This is a genomic window from Mesorhizobium sp. dw_380 (assembly GCF_018588885.1).
Lineage (GTDB): Bacteria > Pseudomonadota > Alphaproteobacteria > Rhizobiales > Rhizobiaceae > Mesorhizobium.
Map to the genome: position 1 here is coordinate 1 of NZ_JAFFIW010000003.1, position 17,961 is coordinate 17,961.

A 17,961-nucleotide genomic window follows, 5' to 3' on the forward strand; every position below is an offset into this window, starting at 1 on the left:
CCTTGTGGGGAGGGTCGCGCAGCAAATGCCGCAAGGCGGCTTTTGCGAAGCGGGTGGGGGTCTCGTAGGGCGCTACCCCCACCCCGTCTCGCTGTCTCCGCTTCGCTGCGACAGCGAGCCGACCCCCCCCACAAGGGGGGGGGTGAAGGCTCAGCCATTCACCAGCGCCAGCAGTTCCTCGGTGTAGCGCTTGCCGATGACCTTGTCGGGCGACAGCGCGTCGCCGATCGCCGCCACCTCGGCAGCGCTCAACTCGATTCCGGCCGCGGCCGTGTTCTGCTCCAGATGGCGGATTTTTCGGGCGCCGGGGATCGGCACGATGAAATCGCCCTGGCGCAGCACCCAGGCGAGCGCCAGCTGTGCCGGGGTCACGCTTTTTTCGGCGGCCAGCTTTTCCAGCGTGGCGACGACCTTGGCATTGGCTTCCATGGCGTCGGCCTGGAAGCGCGGCAAGGTGCGGCGCCAGTCGTCGTCGCTCAAGGCCTCAGGCTTGGCGATCGTGCCGGTGAGCAGGCCACGGCCGAGCGGGCTGTAGGGGACGAAGCCGATGCCGAGTTCGCGACAGACGGCGAAGACCTCGTCTTCCGGGTCGCGGCTCCACAGCGAATATTCGCTCTGCACGGCAGAGATCGGATGCACGGCATGCGCCCGCCGGATGGTCGCGGCACTCGCCTCCGACAGGCCGAGCGCGCGCACCTTGCCCTCGCGCACGAGCTCGGCCATGGCGCCGACCGTGTCCTCGATCGGCACGTTGGGGTCGACGCGGTGCTGGTAATAGAGGTCGATCACATCAGTGCCCAGTCGCTTCAGCGATGCCTCGGCGACCGCCTTGACGTGCTCGGGACGGCTGTCGACGCCGGCCATGCGGTCCATACCGATACCTTCCTCCAGAATCTTAAAGCCGAATTTTGTCGCGATGGTCACCTTGTCGCGAAACGGCTTCAGCGCCTTGCCGAGCAGGATCTCGTTCTCGTAGGGGCCATAGACTTCCGCCGTGTCGAAGAAATTGACGCCGATGTCGACGGCGCGGTGCAGCGTGGCGATCGCATCGGCTTCCGCCTGGCCGCCATAGGCGAAGCTCATGCCCATGCAGCCGAGGCCGACCGGGTAGACTTCGAGTTCAGTACCTAGTTTGCGGGTTTGCATCACGCGTCTCCTTGGTTGTGATGCGACAGAGATAGCGCCTTGCACTCTGTTCGATAATCAGCTCATACTTGTACGGGCCGTTCCACTAAATAGATCAATGAATCGAGCACATCTTTCACAACTTGCGGTGCTGGCAACCGTTGCCCAATGCGGCAGTTTTCGCGGCGCGGCCAGGGAATTGGCCATCGCGCCGTCGGCAGTCAGCCACGCGGTGTCCAGCCTGGAAGCCCGGCTTGGTGTTCGCCTCCTGTCGCGCAGCACGCGTAGTGTCGCGCCCACCGAAGAAGGTGCGCAATTGCTGGAGCGGCTGCGGCCGGCGCTGTCGGAGATCGATCTGGCGCTGGAGACGGCGGTCGAGGCGCGCGACCGGCCGGCCGGGAATCTGCGGCTCAGCGTCCCGCGCACCGCAGCGCATCTGGTGCTGACGCCACGGCTCGGCGCCTTTGCCACGGCCTATCCCGACATCGTGCTTGAGATCGTCGTCGAGGACCGCTTCACTGATGTGGTCGAAGGTGGCTTCGATGCCGGCGTGCGGCTCGGCGAGAGCCTGCAGCGCGATATGATCGCGATGCGTATCGGGCCGGACATTCGAGGCGCGGTAGTTGGCGCGCCGGTCTATTTCGAGGCCAACCCTAAGCCGCGCCACCCGCGCGACCTGGGCGACCACCGCTGCATCCGCTTCCGCTTCTCCAGCGGCATCCTCTACCGCTGGGAATTCGAGAAAGGCCGCGAGGCGATCGAGATGGCGGTAGAGGGGCCGCTGATCCTCGACGAGGACCATCTGATCGCCCAGGCGGCGGTCGACGGCGCCGGGCTTGCCTTCGTCTTTGAGGACTATGTCCGCGCGCCGCTCGCCGACGGCAGGCTGGTCCGCGTGCTGGAGGACTGGTGCCCCTCCTTCGAGGGGTTCTTCGTCTATTATCCGAGCCGCCGCCAGATGCGCCCGGCGCTCAGGGCGTTCGTGGATTTCTTCAAGGTGAGAGGGTAGGGAGCGGCAATCAGAGCAATAGCTTCGGTTTGGGTGCGCGCCTTGCCAAGGCTAGCGCCGCCCCTCACCTGCCTGCCGGCATCCTCTCCCCGTGAACGGGGCGAGGGACGCTTTCACCGACGCTTTCGCCAATCACCAACGTTGCAGAAAAGAGCGATGCGGCGCCACTGCTCCTTTCGCCCCGTTTACGGGGAGAAATGCCCGGCAGGGCAAGGGGCAGCGCTGCCGTTGGGAAGAAAGCGCAGTTAGGCGGCGTTTGACCATCATGCAATCTGCCATCACCAACACCACTACCCGCTATGGCTGGGGAATGATCATCCTCCACTGGCTGATCGGCATCATCTTCATCGGCCAGTTCGGGCTCGGCTTCGTCATGGTGCGGATCGCCAGCCAGCGCACCGCCTTCGAGCTGATCCAGCTGCACAAGTCCCTGGGCTTTCTGCTGCTTGGCCTCATCATCCTGCGCATCGCCTGGCGACTCGGCAATGCAGCGCCGCCCTTGCCGCCTTCGGTCGGCCCCCTGGAACGGCGTGCAGCGCCACTCGCGCATTTGGCGCTCTATGCCTTCCAGATCGCTTTGCCCTTGTCCGGCTGGGCGCTGGTTTCGGTTTCGACGCTGGAAATCCCGACCATGCCGTTCGACCTGTTCGTGATGCCCAACCTGCCGCTCGCCGAATCCGATGCCGCCGAAGGCTTCTGGGCGGCGGCGCACTGGTATCTCGCCTATGCCGGCATCGCGCTGGTGGCCTTGCACATTGCCGCCGCGCTGCGCCACCACTTGCTGCTGCGCGACAGCGTGCTCACGCGTATGATCACACCTTCGTCAGGCGGGGAATAGAACCGGCAATTGGTTCGTTGGTGGGGCGAGGACGCGAAAAGCGTTGCCTCCAAAAAGGATTACTCCCCATGTATGCACGCATCCTCGGATTTGCGGCGGTTGCCGCTTGCCTTGCCATGCCTGTTTCAGCGGCCATTTCGCTCGGCGAGGCCGCTGGCAGCTACTCAATCAGCCCGGCAGGCTCCAGCATCCGTTTCACCATAGGCAAGGCCGGTGGCGGCGGCTTCAACGGCGCCTTCGCCCGCTTCAAGGGCACGATCCGCATCGACAATGCCGATGTCGAACGCTCGAAGGTCGATCTTACCATCTATCCGGAAAGCGTCGGCACCGGCCAGGGCCGCATCGACGCCTTCCTGCGCTCAGACGCGGTGTTCGATGTGGCCAACAGCCCCGAGATCCAGTTCCGCTCGACCAGCGTGACCCGCACCGGCGACACATCAGCCCTCGTCACCGGCAGGCTGACGGCGCGCGGCAAGACGTTTCCGGAAAAGTTCACAGCCGAACTCGACGGGTTGAAGGCCGGCACGATCAAATTCCACGTCACCGGCAAGGTGCTGAGGTCGCGCTACGGCATGGATGTCGGCACGCCGCTCTATTCCAATGTGGTCGATTTCGACATGACGCTGACGGGAAAGCGAGGCTAGTCCCGCGAAGGCGCAGATTGGCTTTTCCATCCATTTCGGGCAAACCTCGTCTGACGTAACCGACATGGAGAAGCCTGATGTTCCGATGGGGTGTATTGTCGACGGCCAAGATCGGCCGCGAGCAGTTGTTGCCGGCGATCGTCGAGGCTGAGAATGGCGTGCTGTCGGCGGTCGCCAGCCGCGACCTGTCGAAGGCCAAGGCCCTGGCCGAGCGCTTCGGCGCGCGTCATGCGTTCGGCTCCTATGAGGAACTGCTCGCCTCCAGGGACATTGACGGCGTCTATATCCCGCTGCCGACCTCACAGCATGTCGAATGGACGGCAAAGGCGATTGAAGCCGGAAAACATGTGCTGGTCGAAAAGCCGCTGGCGCTCGACGCCAAGGATATCCCGCCGCTGATCAAGCTGCGCGACCAGAAGAAGGTGCTGGTCTGCGAAGCCTTCATGGTCATCTATCATCCGCAATGGATCAAGGTGCGCGACCTCATCGCCAACGGCGCCATCGGCCGGCTGCGCCACGTGCAGGGCGCGTTCTCCTACTACAATGTCGATCCCAACAATATGCGCAACCAGCTCGATCTCGGCGGCGGCGCGCTGCCCGACATCGGCGTCTACCCGACCGTGTCGACGCGCTTTTCCACCGGCAAGGAGCCGCTGCGCGTGCAGGCGACCATCGAGCGCGACAAAAAATTCGGCACCGACATCTACTCCTCGATCCGCGCCGATTTCGGCGACTTCGAACTGTCCTTCTATTTGTCGACGCAGATGGCGGCGCGCCAGGTCATGGTGTTCCACGGCGAGAAGGGTTTCATCGAGGTTTTTTCTCCGTTCAATGCCGGGCTCTACGATCATCACCGCATCGAACTGCACAACCAGAACCACACCGAAGCGCAGGTGTTCCGCTTTCCCGGCACCCAGCAGTACCGGCTGGAGGTCGAGACCTTCGCGCGTGCCGCACAGGGTGGCAAGGAGCGTGTCTTCACGCTTGAGGAATCCGTGCTCAACCAGAAGGTCATCGACGCCATCTTCCGCGCCGGCGGCAAGGACGGCTGGGAGACCGTCTGACACTTGTCTTGACGCAATTCCGGACGGAAAACCGCTTCACAGTTTTTCCTGGAATTGCGTTAGCCGGCTCATTCTGGGAGGGAAAATGGCTGACGATGCGGATGTGATCATTGTGGGCGCCGGGCTTGCCGGGCTGGTTGCCGCCGCCGAGCTTGCCAAGGCCGGCAAGAAAGTGATCATCGTCGACCAGGAACCGGAGCAATCACTGGGCGGCCAGGCGTTCTGGTCGTTCGGCGGGCTTTTTCTTGTCGATTCACCCGAGCAGCGGCGCATGCGCATCCGCGATTCGCATGATCTGGCACTCGAGGACTGGCTGGGCACTGCCGCTTTCGACCGGCCGGAGGATTACTGGCCACGCAAATGGGCCGAAGCGTATGTCAGCTTCGCCGCTGGCGAAAAGCGCTCCTGGCTGATCGAGCGCGGCCTGAAGTTCTTTCCGGTGGTCGGCTGGGCCGAGCGCGGCGGAGGCAATGCCGTCGGTCATGGCAATTCGGTGCCGCGCTTCCATATCACCTGGGGCACCGGTCCCGGCGTGCTCGAACCTTTCGTCCTGCGCGTCCGCGAAGCGCAGAAGCGTGGATTGGTGAGCTTCAAGTTCCGTCATCGGGTCAACGAACTGACACGGACGGGCGCTGCTGTAACCGGCGTGCGCGGCGATATCCTCGAGCCAAGTACGGTCGAGCGGGGCCACAAGAGTTCGCGCGAAATATCAGGCGATTTCGAACTTCATGCTCAAGCGGTGATCGTCGCCTCGGGCGGCATCGGCGCCAACCACCAGCTGGTGCGGGAAAACTGGCCCACGCGGCTGGGCACGGCACCGAAGCGGATGATCACCGGCGTGCCCGACCATGTCGACGGCCGCATGCTGGCGATCACGGAACAGGCCGGCGGCTCGATCATCAACCGCGACCGCATGTGGCATTATGTCGAAGGCATCAGGAACTGGGCGCCGATCTGGACCGAGCATGCGATCCGCATCCTGCCCGGCCCGTCCTCGCTGTGGCTCGATGCCAGGGGCAAGCGCCTGCCGGTGCCGCTCTATCCCGGCTTCGACACGCTCGGCACGCTCAGCCACATCATGAGCACCGGCTTCGACTATTCCTGGTTCATCCTGACCAAAAAGATCATCCAGAAGGAGTTCGCGCTGTCGGGCTCCGAGCAGAACCCGGACCTGACCGGCAAGAGCTGGCGGCAAGTGCTCGGCCGCGCCACCTCGGGCATCCCAGGACCGGTGAAAGCGTTCATGGAGAAGGGCGAGGACTTCATCGTTGAAGCCGAGCTGCCGGCGCTGGTCGCACGCATGAACGCGCTGGCTGGCGGCGAGCCGCTGCTCGAGCTTGCCCAGGTCGAGCGCGAGATCCGCGCCCGCGACCGGCAGCTCGACAATCCGTTCTCCAAGGACATGCAGATCACCGCATTGCGCGGCGCGCGCGCCTATCTCGGCGACCGGCTGATCCGCACGGCCAAGCCGCACAAGATGCTCGATCCGGCAAATGGCCCGCTGATCGCCGTGCGCCTCAACATCCTGACCCGCAAGACGCTGGGCGGCCTGCAGACCGATCTCGACAGCCGTGTGCTCGGCGCCGACGGCCAGCCGGTCGCCGGGCTCTATGCCGTCGGCGAAGCCGCCGGCTTCGGCGGCGGCGGCGTGCATGGCTATGCGGCGCTGGAAGGCACGTTCCTCGGCGGCTGCATATTTTCCGGCCGCGGCGCCGGCCGGGCGGCGGCCGCGGCGGTGGCGTGAACCGCTCACCAGTGCCAGGTATCCTTTCCAAGAGCGGCTACCGCGTCGACGATCCGGGTAAAACTGGCGCGGGCGCGGGCGACTGTGTGCCTGGCCCGGAGATAGCCGTGCACCAGTCCCGGTTCCTCCAACCAATATGCCCGGCCGCCGGCGGCGGCGACGCGATCGCGATAGGCTTGCCCATCCGACGACAGCGGATCGCACTCGGCGGTGATCAGCACCGTCGGCGGCAAATTGGCGAAATCGGCGTCGGCCAGCGGCGAGAGCGTTATGTCGCCGGTCTGGTCCAACCCGCCGGTGCGGACATGCTTGTAGAATTCGAGATCGCGCATGGTCAGCATCGGCGCTTCGGCGTGGACCACATAGGAGCCCTTCGAGCGGTCGCCGCCGAGGCCGGGATAGATCAGCACCTGGCCAAACGGCCTTTTTGCATGGCCGCGCGTGGCATGGCTGACGGCGGCGCAGAGATTGCCGCCGGCGCTGTCGCCGCAAAGCAGTACAGGATGATCGCGATTTGCCGCAACCCATTCGAAGGCGCTCATGGCGTCGTCGAAGGCTGCCGGATGCAGATGCTCCGGCGCCAGCCGATAGTCGACCGAGACCACCTCGTAGCCGGTGCGGGCGCATAGCTCGGCGCAGACGTCGTCATGGCTGTCCAGCCCGCCAAGGATGAAGCCGCCGCCATGGATATAGAGCACCGTCACTGCGGCCTCCGGGGCGCTGCGGTAGATGCGGATCGGGATGTTGTGCGTTGGTGTCGCTATTGCCGAGGTTTCGGCCGCGACGCCTTCGGGATAGCCGGCAAAGAACTCCCGGCACATCCGGTCATAGATCGCGCGCTGCTCGGCGATCGTATAGTCGATCGTATCGGGCGGATAATAGGAATTGGTCCGTTCGATGAAGGCCCAGGTCTCGGCGTCGATCAGGGTTTTGTAGTCGGTCATGCTGGCCGCGCCAACTGCAAAGGTGGAGCCCAGGCGCCCCCCTCTGGCCTGCCGGCCATCTCCCCCTCAAGGGGGGAGATCGGATGTCGTAGGGACTTTCGCCAACCCCCGGCGTTGGTGGGTGAGCGTCCGGATGCGAGCTGCCAATCTCCCCCCTTGAGGGGGAGATGTCCGGCAGGACAGAGGGGGGTGAGCGCCGTCATTTCGGCAATAATCCTCACTTCCCCCTCCACACCGGATCGCGCTTCTCGGCGAAGGCGCGAAAACCTTCCATATTGTCTTCGGAACCGTAGAGCGCATCGACCGTCGCCAACTGGCGCCGCGTCACTTTGTTCATCGCGTCCTGGAAGGTCAGCGCTTCGGCCACTCGCGCCGTCTCCTTGATCGCCGCGAAGACCAGCGGCGGACCGCTGGCGAGCAGCCTTGCGATCTCCCAGACGCGGTCTTCGAGCTTCTCCTTCGACAGCACCTCGTTGACCAGGCCCCAGCGATGCGCCTCGGCGACATCCATCCAGCGGCCGGTGAACAGCAGGTCCATGGCGACATGATAGGGAATGCGCTTCGGCAGTTTGATGGTCGCGGCATCGGCGAGCGTGCCGGCGCGGATTTCGGGCAGCGCGAAGGAGGAATGATCGGAGGCATAGATGAGGTCGCAGGACAGCGCCAGTTCGAAGCCGCCGCCGACCGCCATGCCGTTGACGCAGGCGATGACCGGCTTGTTGAGGTCGCGCAGCTCCTGCAGCCCGGCAAAGCCGCCGACGCCGTAATCGCCGTCGACCGCGTCACCGCCGGCAGCGGCCTTCAGGTCCCAGCCGGCGCAGAAGAACCTGTCGCCGGCGGTCTTGACGATAGCAACGCGCAAGTCCGGGTCGTCGCGGAACGCCCTGAAGGTTTCGCCCATCAGCCGCGACGTCTTCAGATCGATGGCGTTGGCCTTGGGCCGGTCGAGGGTGACCTCGAGGATCGAGCCTTCGCGGCGGGTCGAAATGACGTCAGACATTCTTGTTCTCTCCCAGCACCAGCAGCGCGTCGGCGATCCAGGCACCCTTGCCTTCGACGCAGACGATCAGCGGGTTGATGTCGAGTTCCTCGATCTCGCCGGCATTCTGCTGCACGAAGGCAGCAATGCCCGCGATGGCGTCGATAGCAGCGTGGACATCGGCCTTCGGCCGGCCGCGATAGCCTTCGAGCAGCGGGAACAGTTTGAGGCCGCGAAGCGCTGCCTCGATGTCGTCGCGGGTCGCCGGCAGCATCAGAGTGACGCTGTCGCGCAGCAATTCGACAAGGACGCCACCGGTGCCCAGCGTCATCACCGCGCCGAACATCGGATCGCGGGTGAAGCCGACGATCAGTTCGGCGACGCCGTCGCGCACCATGCGCTCGACATAGAGGCCGGTGCCGAGCGGCAGCAGGTCATGCGCCGCCGTGCTGACGGATTCGGCGTCCTTGAGGTTGAGCCTGACAGCGCCGACCTCGGACTTATGCGTGACGCCCAGCGCCTTCAGAGCGACGGGGAAGCCGAGCGCCATCGACGAGATCACCGCCTCGACCGCATTGCCGGCGCGCTCGCCCTTGGGCACGGGAAGCCCGGCCTTGATCAGGCGCGCCTTGGCTTGCGCCTCGTCAGGTGTGACGTGGCCGCCGCTGGCAGCCCCGGAGGCGGAGGTGTCGACCGGCTGCGCCTGGGGCTCGCGCCAGGCCCAGCCGATGAAAGCGGCCGCCTGGGCGGCGTCCATCGCCTCGGAAATGCCGAACAGCGGTACCATGCCGCGCGCCATCAGCTCGGCGGTGTATTCCTCGGGCAGGTTCTCCGGCAGCGAGGAGACGATCGCGCCATGCGCCTTGTTGGTCTTCAGCGCCGATTCGAAGGCGCGCAGCGTCGCCCACCAGTCGGTGACCGAGCAGCGGTCCGGGCGCGGAAAGTCGAGCACCAGCATGTTGAGGTCGAAGCCGCCCGACACCATGGCGGTGAAGGTGGCGGTCATCGCCGGCTCGTTGTTCCAGATGAAGGTGTGGTAGTCGAGCGGGTTGGCGACCGCGACCAGCGGCCCGAGCGTCGATTTGACATGGGCGCGATGGCTGTCGATGAGAACCGGGAAGTTGACCCAGCGGCCTTCGGCGCTGTCGGCCATGACCGAGGCCTCGCCACCCGAACAGCTCATCGACGACAGGCGATAGCCGGGCAGCGGGCCGGTGATGTGCAGCAGCTTCAACGCTTCGATGAAGGCAGGGATGGAATCGACACGCGCGATGCCCAACCGCTTCAGGAAGGCGCCCGAGGCGGCATCCGAACCGGCAAGTGATGCGGTATGCGAGACCGTCGCCTGCCTGGCCTGTTCGGAGCGGCCGACCTTCATGGCGATGATCGGTTTTTTCAGCTCGCGTGCGCGCGCCGCCAATTTCTCGAAGCCGGCTACCGAATCGAAAGCTTCGATGTGCAGGCCGAGCGATGTGACGCGTTCGTCCTCGATCAGGCCGAGCGCCATTTCGGACAGGCCGGTCTGCGCCTGGTTGCCGGCGGTCATCAGGAAGGCGATCGGCAGGCCGCGCTTCTGCATCGTCATGTTGATGGCGATGTTGGACGATTGGGTGATGATGGCGACGCCCTTGCCACCCTCCTCCAATCTTATGCCGCCATGCTGGTCGGGCCACAGCAGCGCGCCATCGGCATAGTTGATCAGGCCATAGCAGTTCGGTCCGATGATCGGCATCTGGCCCGCAGCCGCGACCAGTTCGGCCTGCAGCCGTTCGCCGTCCTCGTCATAGGCCTCGGTCTCAAGAAAGCCGGCGGCAAAGCAGACGGCGCCGCCGGCGCCGCGCTCGGCCAGCGCCTTGACCACCTCGATGGTCAGGTGCCGGTTGACGCCGACAAAGGCGGCGTCCGGCGCGCCGGGCAGGTCGGCTACGGACCGGTAGGCCTTGCGTCCGGCAAGCTCGTCCTTGGTCGGGTGCACCGGCCAGATTTCGCCGGCAAAGCCCATCTTGATCGATTGCGCGACGACGGCGGCAGCCTGCACGCCACCGAACACGGCGATCGATTTCGGGCGCAGGAGACGCTCAAGCTTATGCATAAGTTATGCCCCGAACGGACGCAGCAGCGCCCGCGAAATGATGTGACGCTGGATTTCCGACGTGCCTTCCCAGATGCGCTCGACGCGGGCGTCACGCCAGATGCGCTCCAGCGGCAAGTCGTCCATCAGTCCCATGCCGCCATGGATCTGGATTGCTTCGTCGGCGACGAATGCGAGCATCTCGGTGGCCTTCAGCTTGGCCATGGCCATGTCCTGGTCGGTGACGGTGCCCTGATCGTACTTCCAGCCGGCTTCGAACACCATCAGGTCGGCGGCCTTCAATTCGGTCGCCATATCGGCAAGCTTGAACGAAACGCCCTGGAACTTGCCGATCTGCTGGCCGAACTGCTGGCGCTGCGCGGCGTATTCGACGGCATGGCCAAGCGCCCGCTCCGCACGACCGAGACAGGTGGCGCCGACCTGCAGGCGGGTTGCGCCCAGCCAGGAATTGGCGACGTCGAAGCCCTTGTGGACCTCGCCCAGAACCTGCGAGGCCGGCAGCCGGCAATCGTCGAATTCGAGAATGGCGTTGGTGTAGCCGCGATGCGAGACATTGCGGTAGCCCTCGCGCACGTTGAAGCCCTTGGTGCCTTTGTCGACGAAGAAGGCGGTGATCTTCTTGCGCTTTCCACGCGGCGAATCCTCTTCACCCGAGGCCATGAAGACGATGGCGAAATCGGCAAGATCGGCGTGTGAGATAAAATGCTTGGTGCCGTTCAGCACCCAGTCGCCGCCATCCTGCACCGCGGTCGCCTTCATGCCGCGCAGGTCGGAACCGGCGCCGGGCTCGGTCATCGCCAGGCAATCCCATTTCTCGCCACGAATGCAAGGAAACAGGTACTTTTCGCGTTGTTCGGGCGTGCCGGCCAGGAGGATGTTGGAGGGGCGCGCAACGCAGGTCCAGTGCAGCGCATAGTTGGCGCGGCCCAGTTCCTTTTCGTAGAGCAGCCAGGTCACCGTATCCAGGCCCGCGCCACCCACGTCCGTCGGCATGTTGGCGGCGTAGAGCCCGGCCTCGATCGCCTTGGCCTTGATCTCCTCGATCAGGTCGCGGCGCAGCACGCCGGTGCGCTCGACCTCGCGCTCATGCGGGTAAAGCTCATTCTCGACGAAGGCGCGTGTCGTCTCGACAATGAGCTTCTGTTCCTCCGACAGACCGAAATCCATGGTCTTTAGCCTTTCTTCTTTTTCTTCGGCTTTTCCGCCTTCTTCACCGGCTTCGCTGCCTTCGCCTTCTCGGCCGCCTTGGAGGCCGTCGGCTTCTTCGCCGCCAGCTTTGCCAACTGCCTGGTATAGTCCTTGTGCAGGGCGCCGGCGCCCCAGCCCTTGCCTTTGTTCTGCTTCGACAGCGCGTCCATGATCGCGACCAGATTGTCGTCGCGGATCTTTTCCAGTTCGCGGATCGACAGGCCGTGCGCCTGGTCGTCCGACTGCGTGGCGATCAGGTCAACCAGTTCGTCGTTGAATTCCGGCACGTCCATCAGCTTGGTCCACGGCCATTTCAGGCACGGGCCGAACTGCGCCATGAAGTGGCGCATGCCGGCTTCGCCGCCGGCGACACGATAGACCTGGAACATGCCCATCTGCGCCCAGCGCAGGCCGAAGCCGTAGCGCATGATGTCGTCGAGCTCCTCGACAGTGCAGATGCCGTCCTTGATCAGCCACAGCGCCTCGCGCCAGGCCGCTTCGAGCAAGCGGTCGCCGACGAAAGCCTCGATCTCCTTGCGGATGACGACCGGCTTCATGCCGATCGAGGCATAGATTTCCCTGGCGACCTCGATCGCCTCGGGGAAAGTCTGCTCGCCGCCAACGATCTCGACCAATGGCAGGAGATAGACGGGATTGAACGGATGGCCGACGACCAATCGCTCCGGATGCTTCTTCATCGCCACCTGCATGTCGGTCGGCTTGATGCCGGAGGTGGACGAGCCGACAATGGCATTGGCGGGTGCGTGGGTGTCGATCTCGGCCAGCACGCGGTGCTTGAGGTCGAGCCGTTCCGGCACGCTTTCCTGGATGAAATCGGCATCGGCCACCGCCTCGGCAATGGTCTTGGCGAAGGTCAGCTTACCCTCCTTGGGCAGGCCGCCGGGGACCATCTGCTTATAGGCGCGCCGCGCGCCCTTCATCACTTCGGAGACCTTGCGTGAAGCTTCGGGATCGGGATCGAAGATCGACACGTCGATGCCGTTGAGCAGCAGGCGCGCCACCCAGCCGGCGCCGATGACGCCGCCGCCGATGGCGGCTGCCTTGTTGATGATGCTCATGCTGAGGCTCCGGTTCTTGTCTTGGCTGTTTCGAGATCGATGAGGGGCTCGCGCTCGCCGACACGGATGATCGCCGGGTCGTAGGCCTTGCGGGCAAAGACCTCGAGCACGAAGGGCCGGAAGAACTCGATCGGCAGCGTCTCGTAATCGGGGTCGAAGCTCGACTGGTCCCAGCGTTCGCAAAACTGGTCGCAATCGTCGAAATAGGCGTGGCCGGCAAAGCGGTCACGCGCATGGCGGTTGCCGCCGAGATGGTGGGCATAATAGAGGCGCTGGAAGTCGCCATGCTTCTCCACCACCCAGGTGCATTGCTCGCGCACGAAGGGTTTCAGGATCGAAGCGGCATATTCGTCGTGATTATAGGGTGCGTAGATGTCGCCGATGTCGTGCAGCAGCGCGCAGGCGATCCAGTCGGTGTCGGCGCCATCGCGCCAGGCGCGCGTCGCCGCCTGCAGGGAATGGCCGAGCCGGGTGATCTTGTAGCCGGACAGGCCTTCGTCGAGCTGGACCAGCGCGTCGAGCAGCCGCTCGCCGGTTTTGGCGGCGTAGTCGATTTCATGCGCGGTCAGGAACTCGTAGTCGTCCCTGTCACCATCCTTCATCGCGGTGAATTTGACGGTAGTCATGCTGACCTCCCAGCGAATAATTTATGCCGCGATCGGCGCTCGCTTGGTCAGGTTGAGCTTCTGGCGCACCTCTTCCGGCCCCAGGATCCTGGCGCCGAGGTTGGTGACGATGCTGGCGGCGCGTTCGACCAGCTGCGCGTTGGTCGCCAGAACGCCCTTGTCGAGCCAGAGATTGTCTTCGAGCCCGACGCGGACATTGCCGCCGGCCAGCACCGCCGCGGCGGCATAGGCCATCTGGTTGCGGCCGATGGCAAAGGCCGACCAGTTCCAGGTCGAGGGCACGTTGTTGACCATGGCCATGAAGGTGTTGAGGTCGTCGGGCGCACCCCACGGAACGCCCATGCAGAGCTGCACCAGGGCATCGGGGTTGAGCACCTTCTCCTCGACCAGCTGCTTGGCGAACCAGAGATGGCCGGTGTCGAAGGCCTCGATCTCCGGTTTGACCCCGAGCGCCGTCATCATGCCGCCCATGGCGCGCAGCATGCCCGGCGTGTTGGTCATGACATAATCGGCTTCGGCGAAGTTCATGGTGCCGCAGTCGAGCGTGCATATCTCGGGCAGGCACTGGCGCACGTGCTCCATGCGGTTGGTGGCGCCGCCCATATCGGTGCCCTTTTTGTTGAGCGGCAGCGGTGCCTCGGGCGAGCCGAACACCATGTCGCCGCCCATGCCGGCGGTGAGGTTCAGCACGACGTCGACATTGGCGTCGCGGATGCGCTCGGTGACTTCGCGGTAGAGATGCACGTCGCGGCGCGGTTTGCCGGTCTCGGGATCGCGGACATGGCAATGAACGATCGCGGCGCCCGCCTTGGCCGCATCGATGGCCGAATCGGCGATCTGCTTGGGCGAGCGCGGCACATGCGGGCTGCGATCCTGCGAGCCTCCGGACCCGGTCACGGCACAGGTAATGAAGACCTCACGGTTCATCGCAAGCGGCATGGAACTCTCCTCCCGTGGAAACAGACCCCAACAATGCCCGACTTGCCGGAAACTGTTTTGCGTTTTACGAAGAGCATATGATAAAAAGCGAAAAGCCCGATATCTTTCGTGCAGAGCGTTCGCCGCTCAAGGTGACACTGCTGGTGTTTTCCGGCTCGTCCATCATGTGCGTCGCCTCGGCCGTCGATCCGCTGCGCGCCGCCAACCGCATTTCCGGCGAGACCTTGTTCGATTTCAAGCTGGTCTCTGTCACCGGCGAGGCGCCGATAACGACGTGCGGCCTGCCGGTTGCGGTCAGCGGCCGTTTCGACGCAACCGAGCCGACCGACGTCCTTGTCGTCGTCGCCGGTTTCGGCACCCAGAACTATGCCACGTCGGCTCTGCTCTCAGGCCTGCGACGCGCGGCGCGAACGGCGCGTGCGTGCGGCGGCGTCGAGGCCGGCACCTGGCTGGTGGCACGCGCCGGCCTGCTGGAGGGGCGCAGCGCCACCACCCATTGGGAAGACATGGAGGATTTCTCGTCCGCCTTCCCCGGCGTCGATGTCCGTCCGGACCGCTATGTCATCGACGGACCGGTGTTCACCTCGGGCGGTGCCTCGCCGACCTTCGACCTGATGCTGCATTTGATACGCACACGGCTCGGCATGGCCGTGGCGCTCGATGTCGCCAGCGTCTTCATCTACGACCAGGCGCGTGCGGCGACCGATGCGCAGCCGCTGGTCTCGCTCGGCCGGCTCGACGGCTACGACCCGCGTCTGGCGCAGGCCATCCGGCTGATGGAATCGCACGTCGACCAGCCGCTGACCATCGAAGCGGTGGCCAAGCGCGCCGGCGTGACCGCGCGGACACTGGAAAGCGTCTTTCGCAAGTCGATCGGCGAGACGCCGGGCGCCTATTACCTCAGGCTGCGGCTCGGTGCGGCACGGCGGCTGGTGGTCGACACCAGGGTGGCGATGGCCGACATTGCCGGGCGGACGGGGTTCTCGTCCGCCGCGGCATTTTCCAGAGCGTTTTCAAGAGCTTTCGGCGAAGCGCCGGTCAGGCTGCGGCGCGGTTGAGGATCCAGTCCGTCGCGGCGGCGAGATCGTCGACCAATGCCGTAGGCGCCGGGTCGAAGCGAGTTTCATCATCCGGGCGATATTTGCCTGTCCGAACGAGCAGTGCCGCGCCAAGTCCCGCACGCAGCGCGCCGGCGACGTCGCTTTCCGCATCGTCGCCGACCATGACCGCCTCGGCCGCCGAGCAGTTCACATCGGCGAGCGCCGAAAGGAAGAAGTCCGGCGATGGCTTGCCGAGCAGAACGGGGCTCCGGCCGCTGGCGAATTCGAGCGCCGCGACGAAGGCGCCGGCGTCGAGGCTAAGCAGACCGTCGGCATCCCTGAAGATACGGTTGGTGGCAAGCGCCACGAAATCGGCGCCGGCAACCAGTTCGCGAAACGCCCGGTTGAGACTGGCATAGTCGAAGGCATCGCCGGCATCGCCGACGACGACGGCACGCCCGTTCCCGCCCTTCAGCCCGGAGAACTCGGTTTCAAGGTCGGGATGGACGAGCAGGTGGGGCCGACAGCCATGGCGGCGAAGCCATTCCACGGCGGCACGGGCCGGCGTCAGCAATTCCGTATCCGCCACCTCGATTCCTGAGGCAGCAAGCTGCTCGATAATTGCCTTGCGCGGCGAGCGTGTCGTATTGCTGACGAAGCGGAGCGGCAGGCCAGCCTCGCGCAGGCGGCCGACCGCAGCCACGGCGCCCGGGATCGGAGTGTCGGCGTCATAGACGACACCCAGGAGATCCAGGAGCACCGCGCGTATCATCGGTGAAGGATGAAGAATCTGCCTCTGTTCGTCAAATCACGGGGATTGTCAGGCGGCGTCGCGACTTTCGCCGACAATGCGCGAGCGCATGCTCTTGGCCAGTACTGTTTCGAGCCGCGCGGCGACCGCGCGATCCCATTCATTTGCCCTGCGGGCACTGTCCTTCGAATGCGGCAGCGCCATCAACCGGTCGATGATCGATCCGGCCTCGCCAGGTGAGAGCAGGGCGTCGATTTCACGTTCGTTCTGCATATCGGTTCGCCTCCTTCTTCCTCTCCCGCCACGACCCGTATTTATACGAGATTCGTGACGGCAGTTTGAAGGCAAGAGCGAGGCAATTGGGGGGCGTTCGGAGGCAAAACCTTGTCGCCAAACGTGCTCTTTGGCGCATGTTGGTCCCGGCGAGTTGTCGAAGACCTGTGCGATCCCCGGCAGCTTGCGCGAAACCAACTGACTGGCAGAAAGCTGTATATCGGCTTTCTGCCAGAGGTGGCGATGTCGGTCCACAGAGAGAGCGGCGATCGCCCTATACGTAGCGGTTGACGATGTTTTCCAGCAATTCCTGGCGGCCGGAGCGCGGCTGCGGCTCGATCTTCTTCTTCACCACGCGTTCGGCAATCTCCTCCAGCGTGCGCTTGCCCGAGAGCATCGCCTTGGCCTCGGCCGTGTTCCAGCCGGCGTAACGCTCCGCCAGCGGCGCGGACAATGCCTTGTCCTCCACCATGCGGGCCGCGGCCTTGAGGCCGCGCGCGCAGGCATCCATACCGCCGATATGGCCAATCAGCAGATCCTGCGGATCGAGCGACTGGCGACGCAGCTTGGCATCGAAATTGGTGCCGCCGGTCTTGAAGCCGCCTGCCTGCAGGACCTGGTAATAGGCCAGCGCCATCTCCGGTACGTTGTTGGGGAACTGGTCGGTGTCCCAGCCCGACTGGTAGTCGTTGCGGTTCATGTCAATCGAACCGAAGACGCCGAGCGCATTGGCCAAAGCCAGCTCGTGCTCGAAGGAATGGCCGGCCAGGATGGCGTGGCCCTGCTCGATGTTGAGCTTGACCTCCTTCTCCAGCCCAAAGCGCTTGAGGAAGCCGTAGACGGTGGCGACGTCATAGTCGTACTGGTGCTTGGTCGGCTCCTGCGGCTTCGGCTCGATCAGGATCGTACCCTTGAAGCCGATTTTGTGCTTGTAGTCGACGACGAGGCTGAGGAAGCGTCCGGCCTGTTCCTGTTCGCGGGCAAGGTCAGTGTTGAGCAGCGTCTCGTAGCCCTCGCGCCCGCCCCACAGCACGTAGTTCTCGCCCTTCAGCCGCTTGGTGACGTCGATGCAGCTTTTCACCGTCGCCGCCGCATAGGCAAAGACGTCCGGATCCGGATTGGTGGCGGCGCCCGACATGAAGCGGCGGTTGGAGAACAGGTTCGCCGTGCCCCACAAGAGCTTGACGCCAGTCTGCTTCATCTTGCCCGCGAAGTAATCGGCGATTTCGTCGAGGCGGGCGGCACTCTCGGAAAAATCCTTGCCCTCGGGCCGCACATCGGCGTCGTGGAAGCAGAAATAGGGCGCGCCGAGCAGCGAGAACATCTCGAAGGCGACGTCCGCTTTCAGTTTGGCCAGTTCCATTGTGTCGACGCCGCCGGCCTTGGGAAACCAGGGACGGTCGAAGGTCTGGCCACCAAAGGGATCGCCGCCCGGCCAGGCGAAGGAATGCCAGTAGGCGACGGCGAAGCGCAGATGGTCTTCCAGCCGCTTGCCGGCCACGACCTCGTCGGGATTGTAGAAGCGGTAGGCCAGCGGATTGGTCGAATCCGGTCCCTCATATTTGATCTTCTGGATGTCGCCGAAAAATCCGCTGCTCATGCTTTCTGTCCTCTCTCGAATAGTTC

General features: G+C 64.5%; 17 protein-coding genes. 6 read left to right on the forward strand and 11 right to left on the reverse strand.

Translation table 11 applies throughout. The features are described from left to right. Nucleotides 1-150: 150 nt before the first annotated feature. Nucleotides 151-1,146, reverse strand: a complete 996-nt coding sequence (locus JT360_RS03260) for an aldo/keto reductase (RefSeq protein WP_214470117.1) — start codon at nucleotides 1,144-1,146, stop codon at nucleotides 151-153. Between the two features lie 97 nt (nucleotides 1,147-1,243). On the opposite strand from JT360_RS03260, the gene JT360_RS03265 reads away from it, so the two are divergent. The 5 genes from JT360_RS03265 to JT360_RS03285 all read left to right on the forward strand — a co-directional run bounded on the left by JT360_RS03265 (nucleotide 1,244) and on the right by JT360_RS03285 (nucleotide 6,424). After that, nucleotides 1,244-2,134 (forward strand): LysR family transcriptional regulator, encoded by an 891-nt coding sequence (locus JT360_RS03265; protein WP_214470118.1) that lies wholly within the window; start codon nucleotides 1,244-1,246, stop codon nucleotides 2,132-2,134. Nucleotides 2,135-2,399: 265 nt separating this feature from the next. Further along, nucleotides 2,400-2,972 (forward strand): cytochrome b, encoded by a 573-nt coding sequence (locus JT360_RS03270; RefSeq protein WP_214470119.1) that lies wholly within the window; start codon nucleotides 2,400-2,402, stop codon nucleotides 2,970-2,972. A gap of 68 nt (nucleotides 2,973-3,040) precedes the next feature. Continuing rightward, entirely contained in the window at nucleotides 3,041-3,616 is a 576-nt protein-coding gene (locus JT360_RS03275) for a YceI family protein (RefSeq protein WP_214470120.1), read from the forward strand. Nucleotides 3,617-3,693: 77 nt separating this feature from the next. Next, nucleotides 3,694-4,680 (forward strand): Gfo/Idh/MocA family protein, encoded by a 987-nt coding sequence (locus JT360_RS03280; protein ID WP_214470121.1) that lies wholly within the window; start codon nucleotides 3,694-3,696, stop codon nucleotides 4,678-4,680. 85 nt (nucleotides 4,681-4,765) lie between these two features. Further along, nucleotides 4,766-6,424: an FAD-binding dehydrogenase gene (locus JT360_RS03285; protein ID WP_214470122.1), complete on the forward strand. Its 1,659-nt coding sequence runs from the start codon at nucleotides 4,766-4,768 to the stop codon at nucleotides 6,422-6,424. Nucleotides 6,425-6,429: 5 nt separating this feature from the next. On the opposite strand, the gene JT360_RS03290 is transcribed toward JT360_RS03285, so the two are convergent. The 7 genes from JT360_RS03290 to bcoG all read right to left on the reverse strand — a co-directional run bounded on the left by JT360_RS03290 (nucleotide 6,430) and on the right by bcoG (nucleotide 14,271). After that, nucleotides 6,430-7,368 carry an alpha/beta hydrolase gene (locus JT360_RS03290; protein WP_214470123.1) on the reverse strand — a complete coding sequence of 313 codons (939 nt, stop codon included), beginning with the start codon at nucleotides 7,366-7,368 and terminating at the stop codon, nucleotides 6,430-6,432. Nucleotides 7,369-7,585: 217 nt separating this feature from the next. Beyond that, on the reverse strand, nucleotides 7,586-8,368 hold the full coding sequence (locus tag JT360_RS03295; RefSeq protein WP_214470124.1) for a carnitinyl-CoA dehydratase: 783 nt from the start codon (nucleotides 8,366-8,368) through the stop codon (nucleotides 7,586-7,588). Next, nucleotides 8,361-10,439, reverse strand: a complete 2,079-nt coding sequence (locus tag JT360_RS03300; RefSeq protein WP_214470125.1) for an acetate--CoA ligase family protein — start codon at nucleotides 10,437-10,439, stop codon at nucleotides 8,361-8,363. Before JT360_RS03300 ends, JT360_RS03295 begins: the two co-directional genes overlap by 8 nt. Before the next feature lie 3 nt (nucleotides 10,440-10,442). Then, nucleotides 10,443-11,606 carry an acyl-CoA dehydrogenase family protein gene (locus JT360_RS03305; RefSeq protein WP_214470126.1) on the reverse strand — a complete coding sequence of 388 codons (1,164 nt, stop codon included), beginning with the start codon at nucleotides 11,604-11,606 and terminating at the stop codon, nucleotides 10,443-10,445. Nucleotides 11,607-11,611: 5 nt separating this feature from the next. Next, a complete protein-coding gene (locus JT360_RS03310) occupies nucleotides 11,612-12,706 on the reverse strand; it encodes a carnitine 3-dehydrogenase (protein ID WP_214470127.1) in 1,095 nt (364 codons plus the stop codon). Then, complete coding sequence (locus JT360_RS03315) at nucleotides 12,703-13,332, reverse strand: HD domain-containing protein (protein ID WP_214470128.1); 630 nt, start codon at nucleotides 13,330-13,332, stop codon at nucleotides 12,703-12,705. Before JT360_RS03315 ends, JT360_RS03310 begins: the two co-directional genes overlap by 4 nt. Nucleotides 13,333-13,353: 21 nt before the next feature. Further along, complete coding sequence (bcoG, locus tag JT360_RS03320) at nucleotides 13,354-14,271, reverse strand: 3-dehydrocarnitine:acetyl-CoA trimethylamine transferase BcoG (RefSeq protein WP_214470129.1); 918 nt, start codon at nucleotides 14,269-14,271, stop codon at nucleotides 13,354-13,356. 77 nt (nucleotides 14,272-14,348) lie between these two features. On the opposite strand from bcoG, the gene JT360_RS03325 reads away from it, so the two are divergent. After that, nucleotides 14,349-15,329 (forward strand): GlxA family transcriptional regulator, encoded by a 981-nt coding sequence (locus JT360_RS03325; protein WP_214470130.1) that lies wholly within the window; start codon nucleotides 14,349-14,351, stop codon nucleotides 15,327-15,329. On the opposite strand, the gene JT360_RS03330 is transcribed toward JT360_RS03325, so the two are convergent. The 3 genes from JT360_RS03330 to xylA all read right to left on the reverse strand — a co-directional run bounded on the left by JT360_RS03330 (nucleotide 15,310) and on the right by xylA (nucleotide 17,935). Beyond that, on the reverse strand, nucleotides 15,310-16,071 hold the full coding sequence (locus JT360_RS03330) for a TIGR01458 family HAD-type hydrolase (RefSeq protein ID WP_352126989.1): 762 nt from the start codon (nucleotides 16,069-16,071) through the stop codon (nucleotides 15,310-15,312). The two genes, JT360_RS03325 and JT360_RS03330, sit on opposite strands and share 20 nt — an antisense overlap. Before the next feature lie 60 nt (nucleotides 16,072-16,131). After that, a complete protein-coding gene (locus JT360_RS03335) occupies nucleotides 16,132-16,335 on the reverse strand; it encodes a hypothetical protein (RefSeq protein ID WP_214470132.1) in 204 nt (67 codons plus the stop codon). Nucleotides 16,336-16,609: 274 nt separating this feature from the next. Continuing rightward, nucleotides 16,610-17,935, reverse strand: coding sequence for a xylose isomerase (xylA, locus tag JT360_RS03340; protein WP_214470133.1), 1,326 nt, complete (start codon nucleotides 17,933-17,935; stop codon nucleotides 16,610-16,612). Nucleotides 17,936-17,961: the final 26 nt, after the last annotated feature.

Coding starts and splice junctions, on each gene's coding strand:
- JT360_RS03260 (WP_214470117.1), bottom strand. CDS start 1,146: ATGCAAACCCGCAAACTAGGTACTGAACTCGAAGTCTACCCGGTCGGC.
- JT360_RS03265 (WP_214470118.1), top strand. CDS start 1,244: ATGAATCGAGCACATCTTTCACAACTTGCGGTGCTGGCAACCGTTGCC.
- JT360_RS03270 (WP_214470119.1), top strand. CDS start 2,400: ATGCAATCTGCCATCACCAACACCACTACCCGCTATGGCTGGGGAATG.
- JT360_RS03275 (WP_214470120.1), top strand. CDS start 3,041: ATGTATGCACGCATCCTCGGATTTGCGGCGGTTGCCGCTTGCCTTGCC.
- JT360_RS03280 (WP_214470121.1), top strand. CDS start 3,694: ATGTTCCGATGGGGTGTATTGTCGACGGCCAAGATCGGCCGCGAGCAG.
- JT360_RS03285 (WP_214470122.1), top strand. CDS start 4,766: ATGGCTGACGATGCGGATGTGATCATTGTGGGCGCCGGGCTTGCCGGG.
- JT360_RS03290 (WP_214470123.1), bottom strand. CDS start 7,368: ATGACCGACTACAAAACCCTGATCGACGCCGAGACCTGGGCCTTCATC.
- JT360_RS03295 (WP_214470124.1), bottom strand. CDS start 8,368: ATGTCTGACGTCATTTCGACCCGCCGCGAAGGCTCGATCCTCGAGGTC.
- JT360_RS03300 (WP_214470125.1), bottom strand. CDS start 10,439: ATGCATAAGCTTGAGCGTCTCCTGCGCCCGAAATCGATCGCCGTGTTC.
- JT360_RS03305 (WP_214470126.1), bottom strand. CDS start 11,606: ATGGATTTCGGTCTGTCGGAGGAACAGAAGCTCATTGTCGAGACGACA.
- JT360_RS03310 (WP_214470127.1), bottom strand. CDS start 12,706: ATGAGCATCATCAACAAGGCAGCCGCCATCGGCGGCGGCGTCATCGGC.
- JT360_RS03315 (WP_214470128.1), bottom strand. CDS start 13,332: ATGACTACCGTCAAATTCACCGCGATGAAGGATGGTGACAGGGACGAC.
- bcoG (WP_214470129.1), bottom strand. CDS start 14,271: ATGCCGCTTGCGATGAACCGTGAGGTCTTCATTACCTGTGCCGTGACC.
- JT360_RS03325 (WP_214470130.1), top strand. CDS start 14,349: ATGATAAAAAGCGAAAAGCCCGATATCTTTCGTGCAGAGCGTTCGCCG.
- JT360_RS03335 (WP_214470132.1), bottom strand. CDS start 16,335: ATGCAGAACGAACGTGAAATCGACGCCCTGCTCTCACCTGGCGAGGCC.
- xylA (WP_214470133.1), bottom strand. CDS start 17,935: ATGAGCAGCGGATTTTTCGGCGACATCCAGAAGATCAAATATGAGGGA.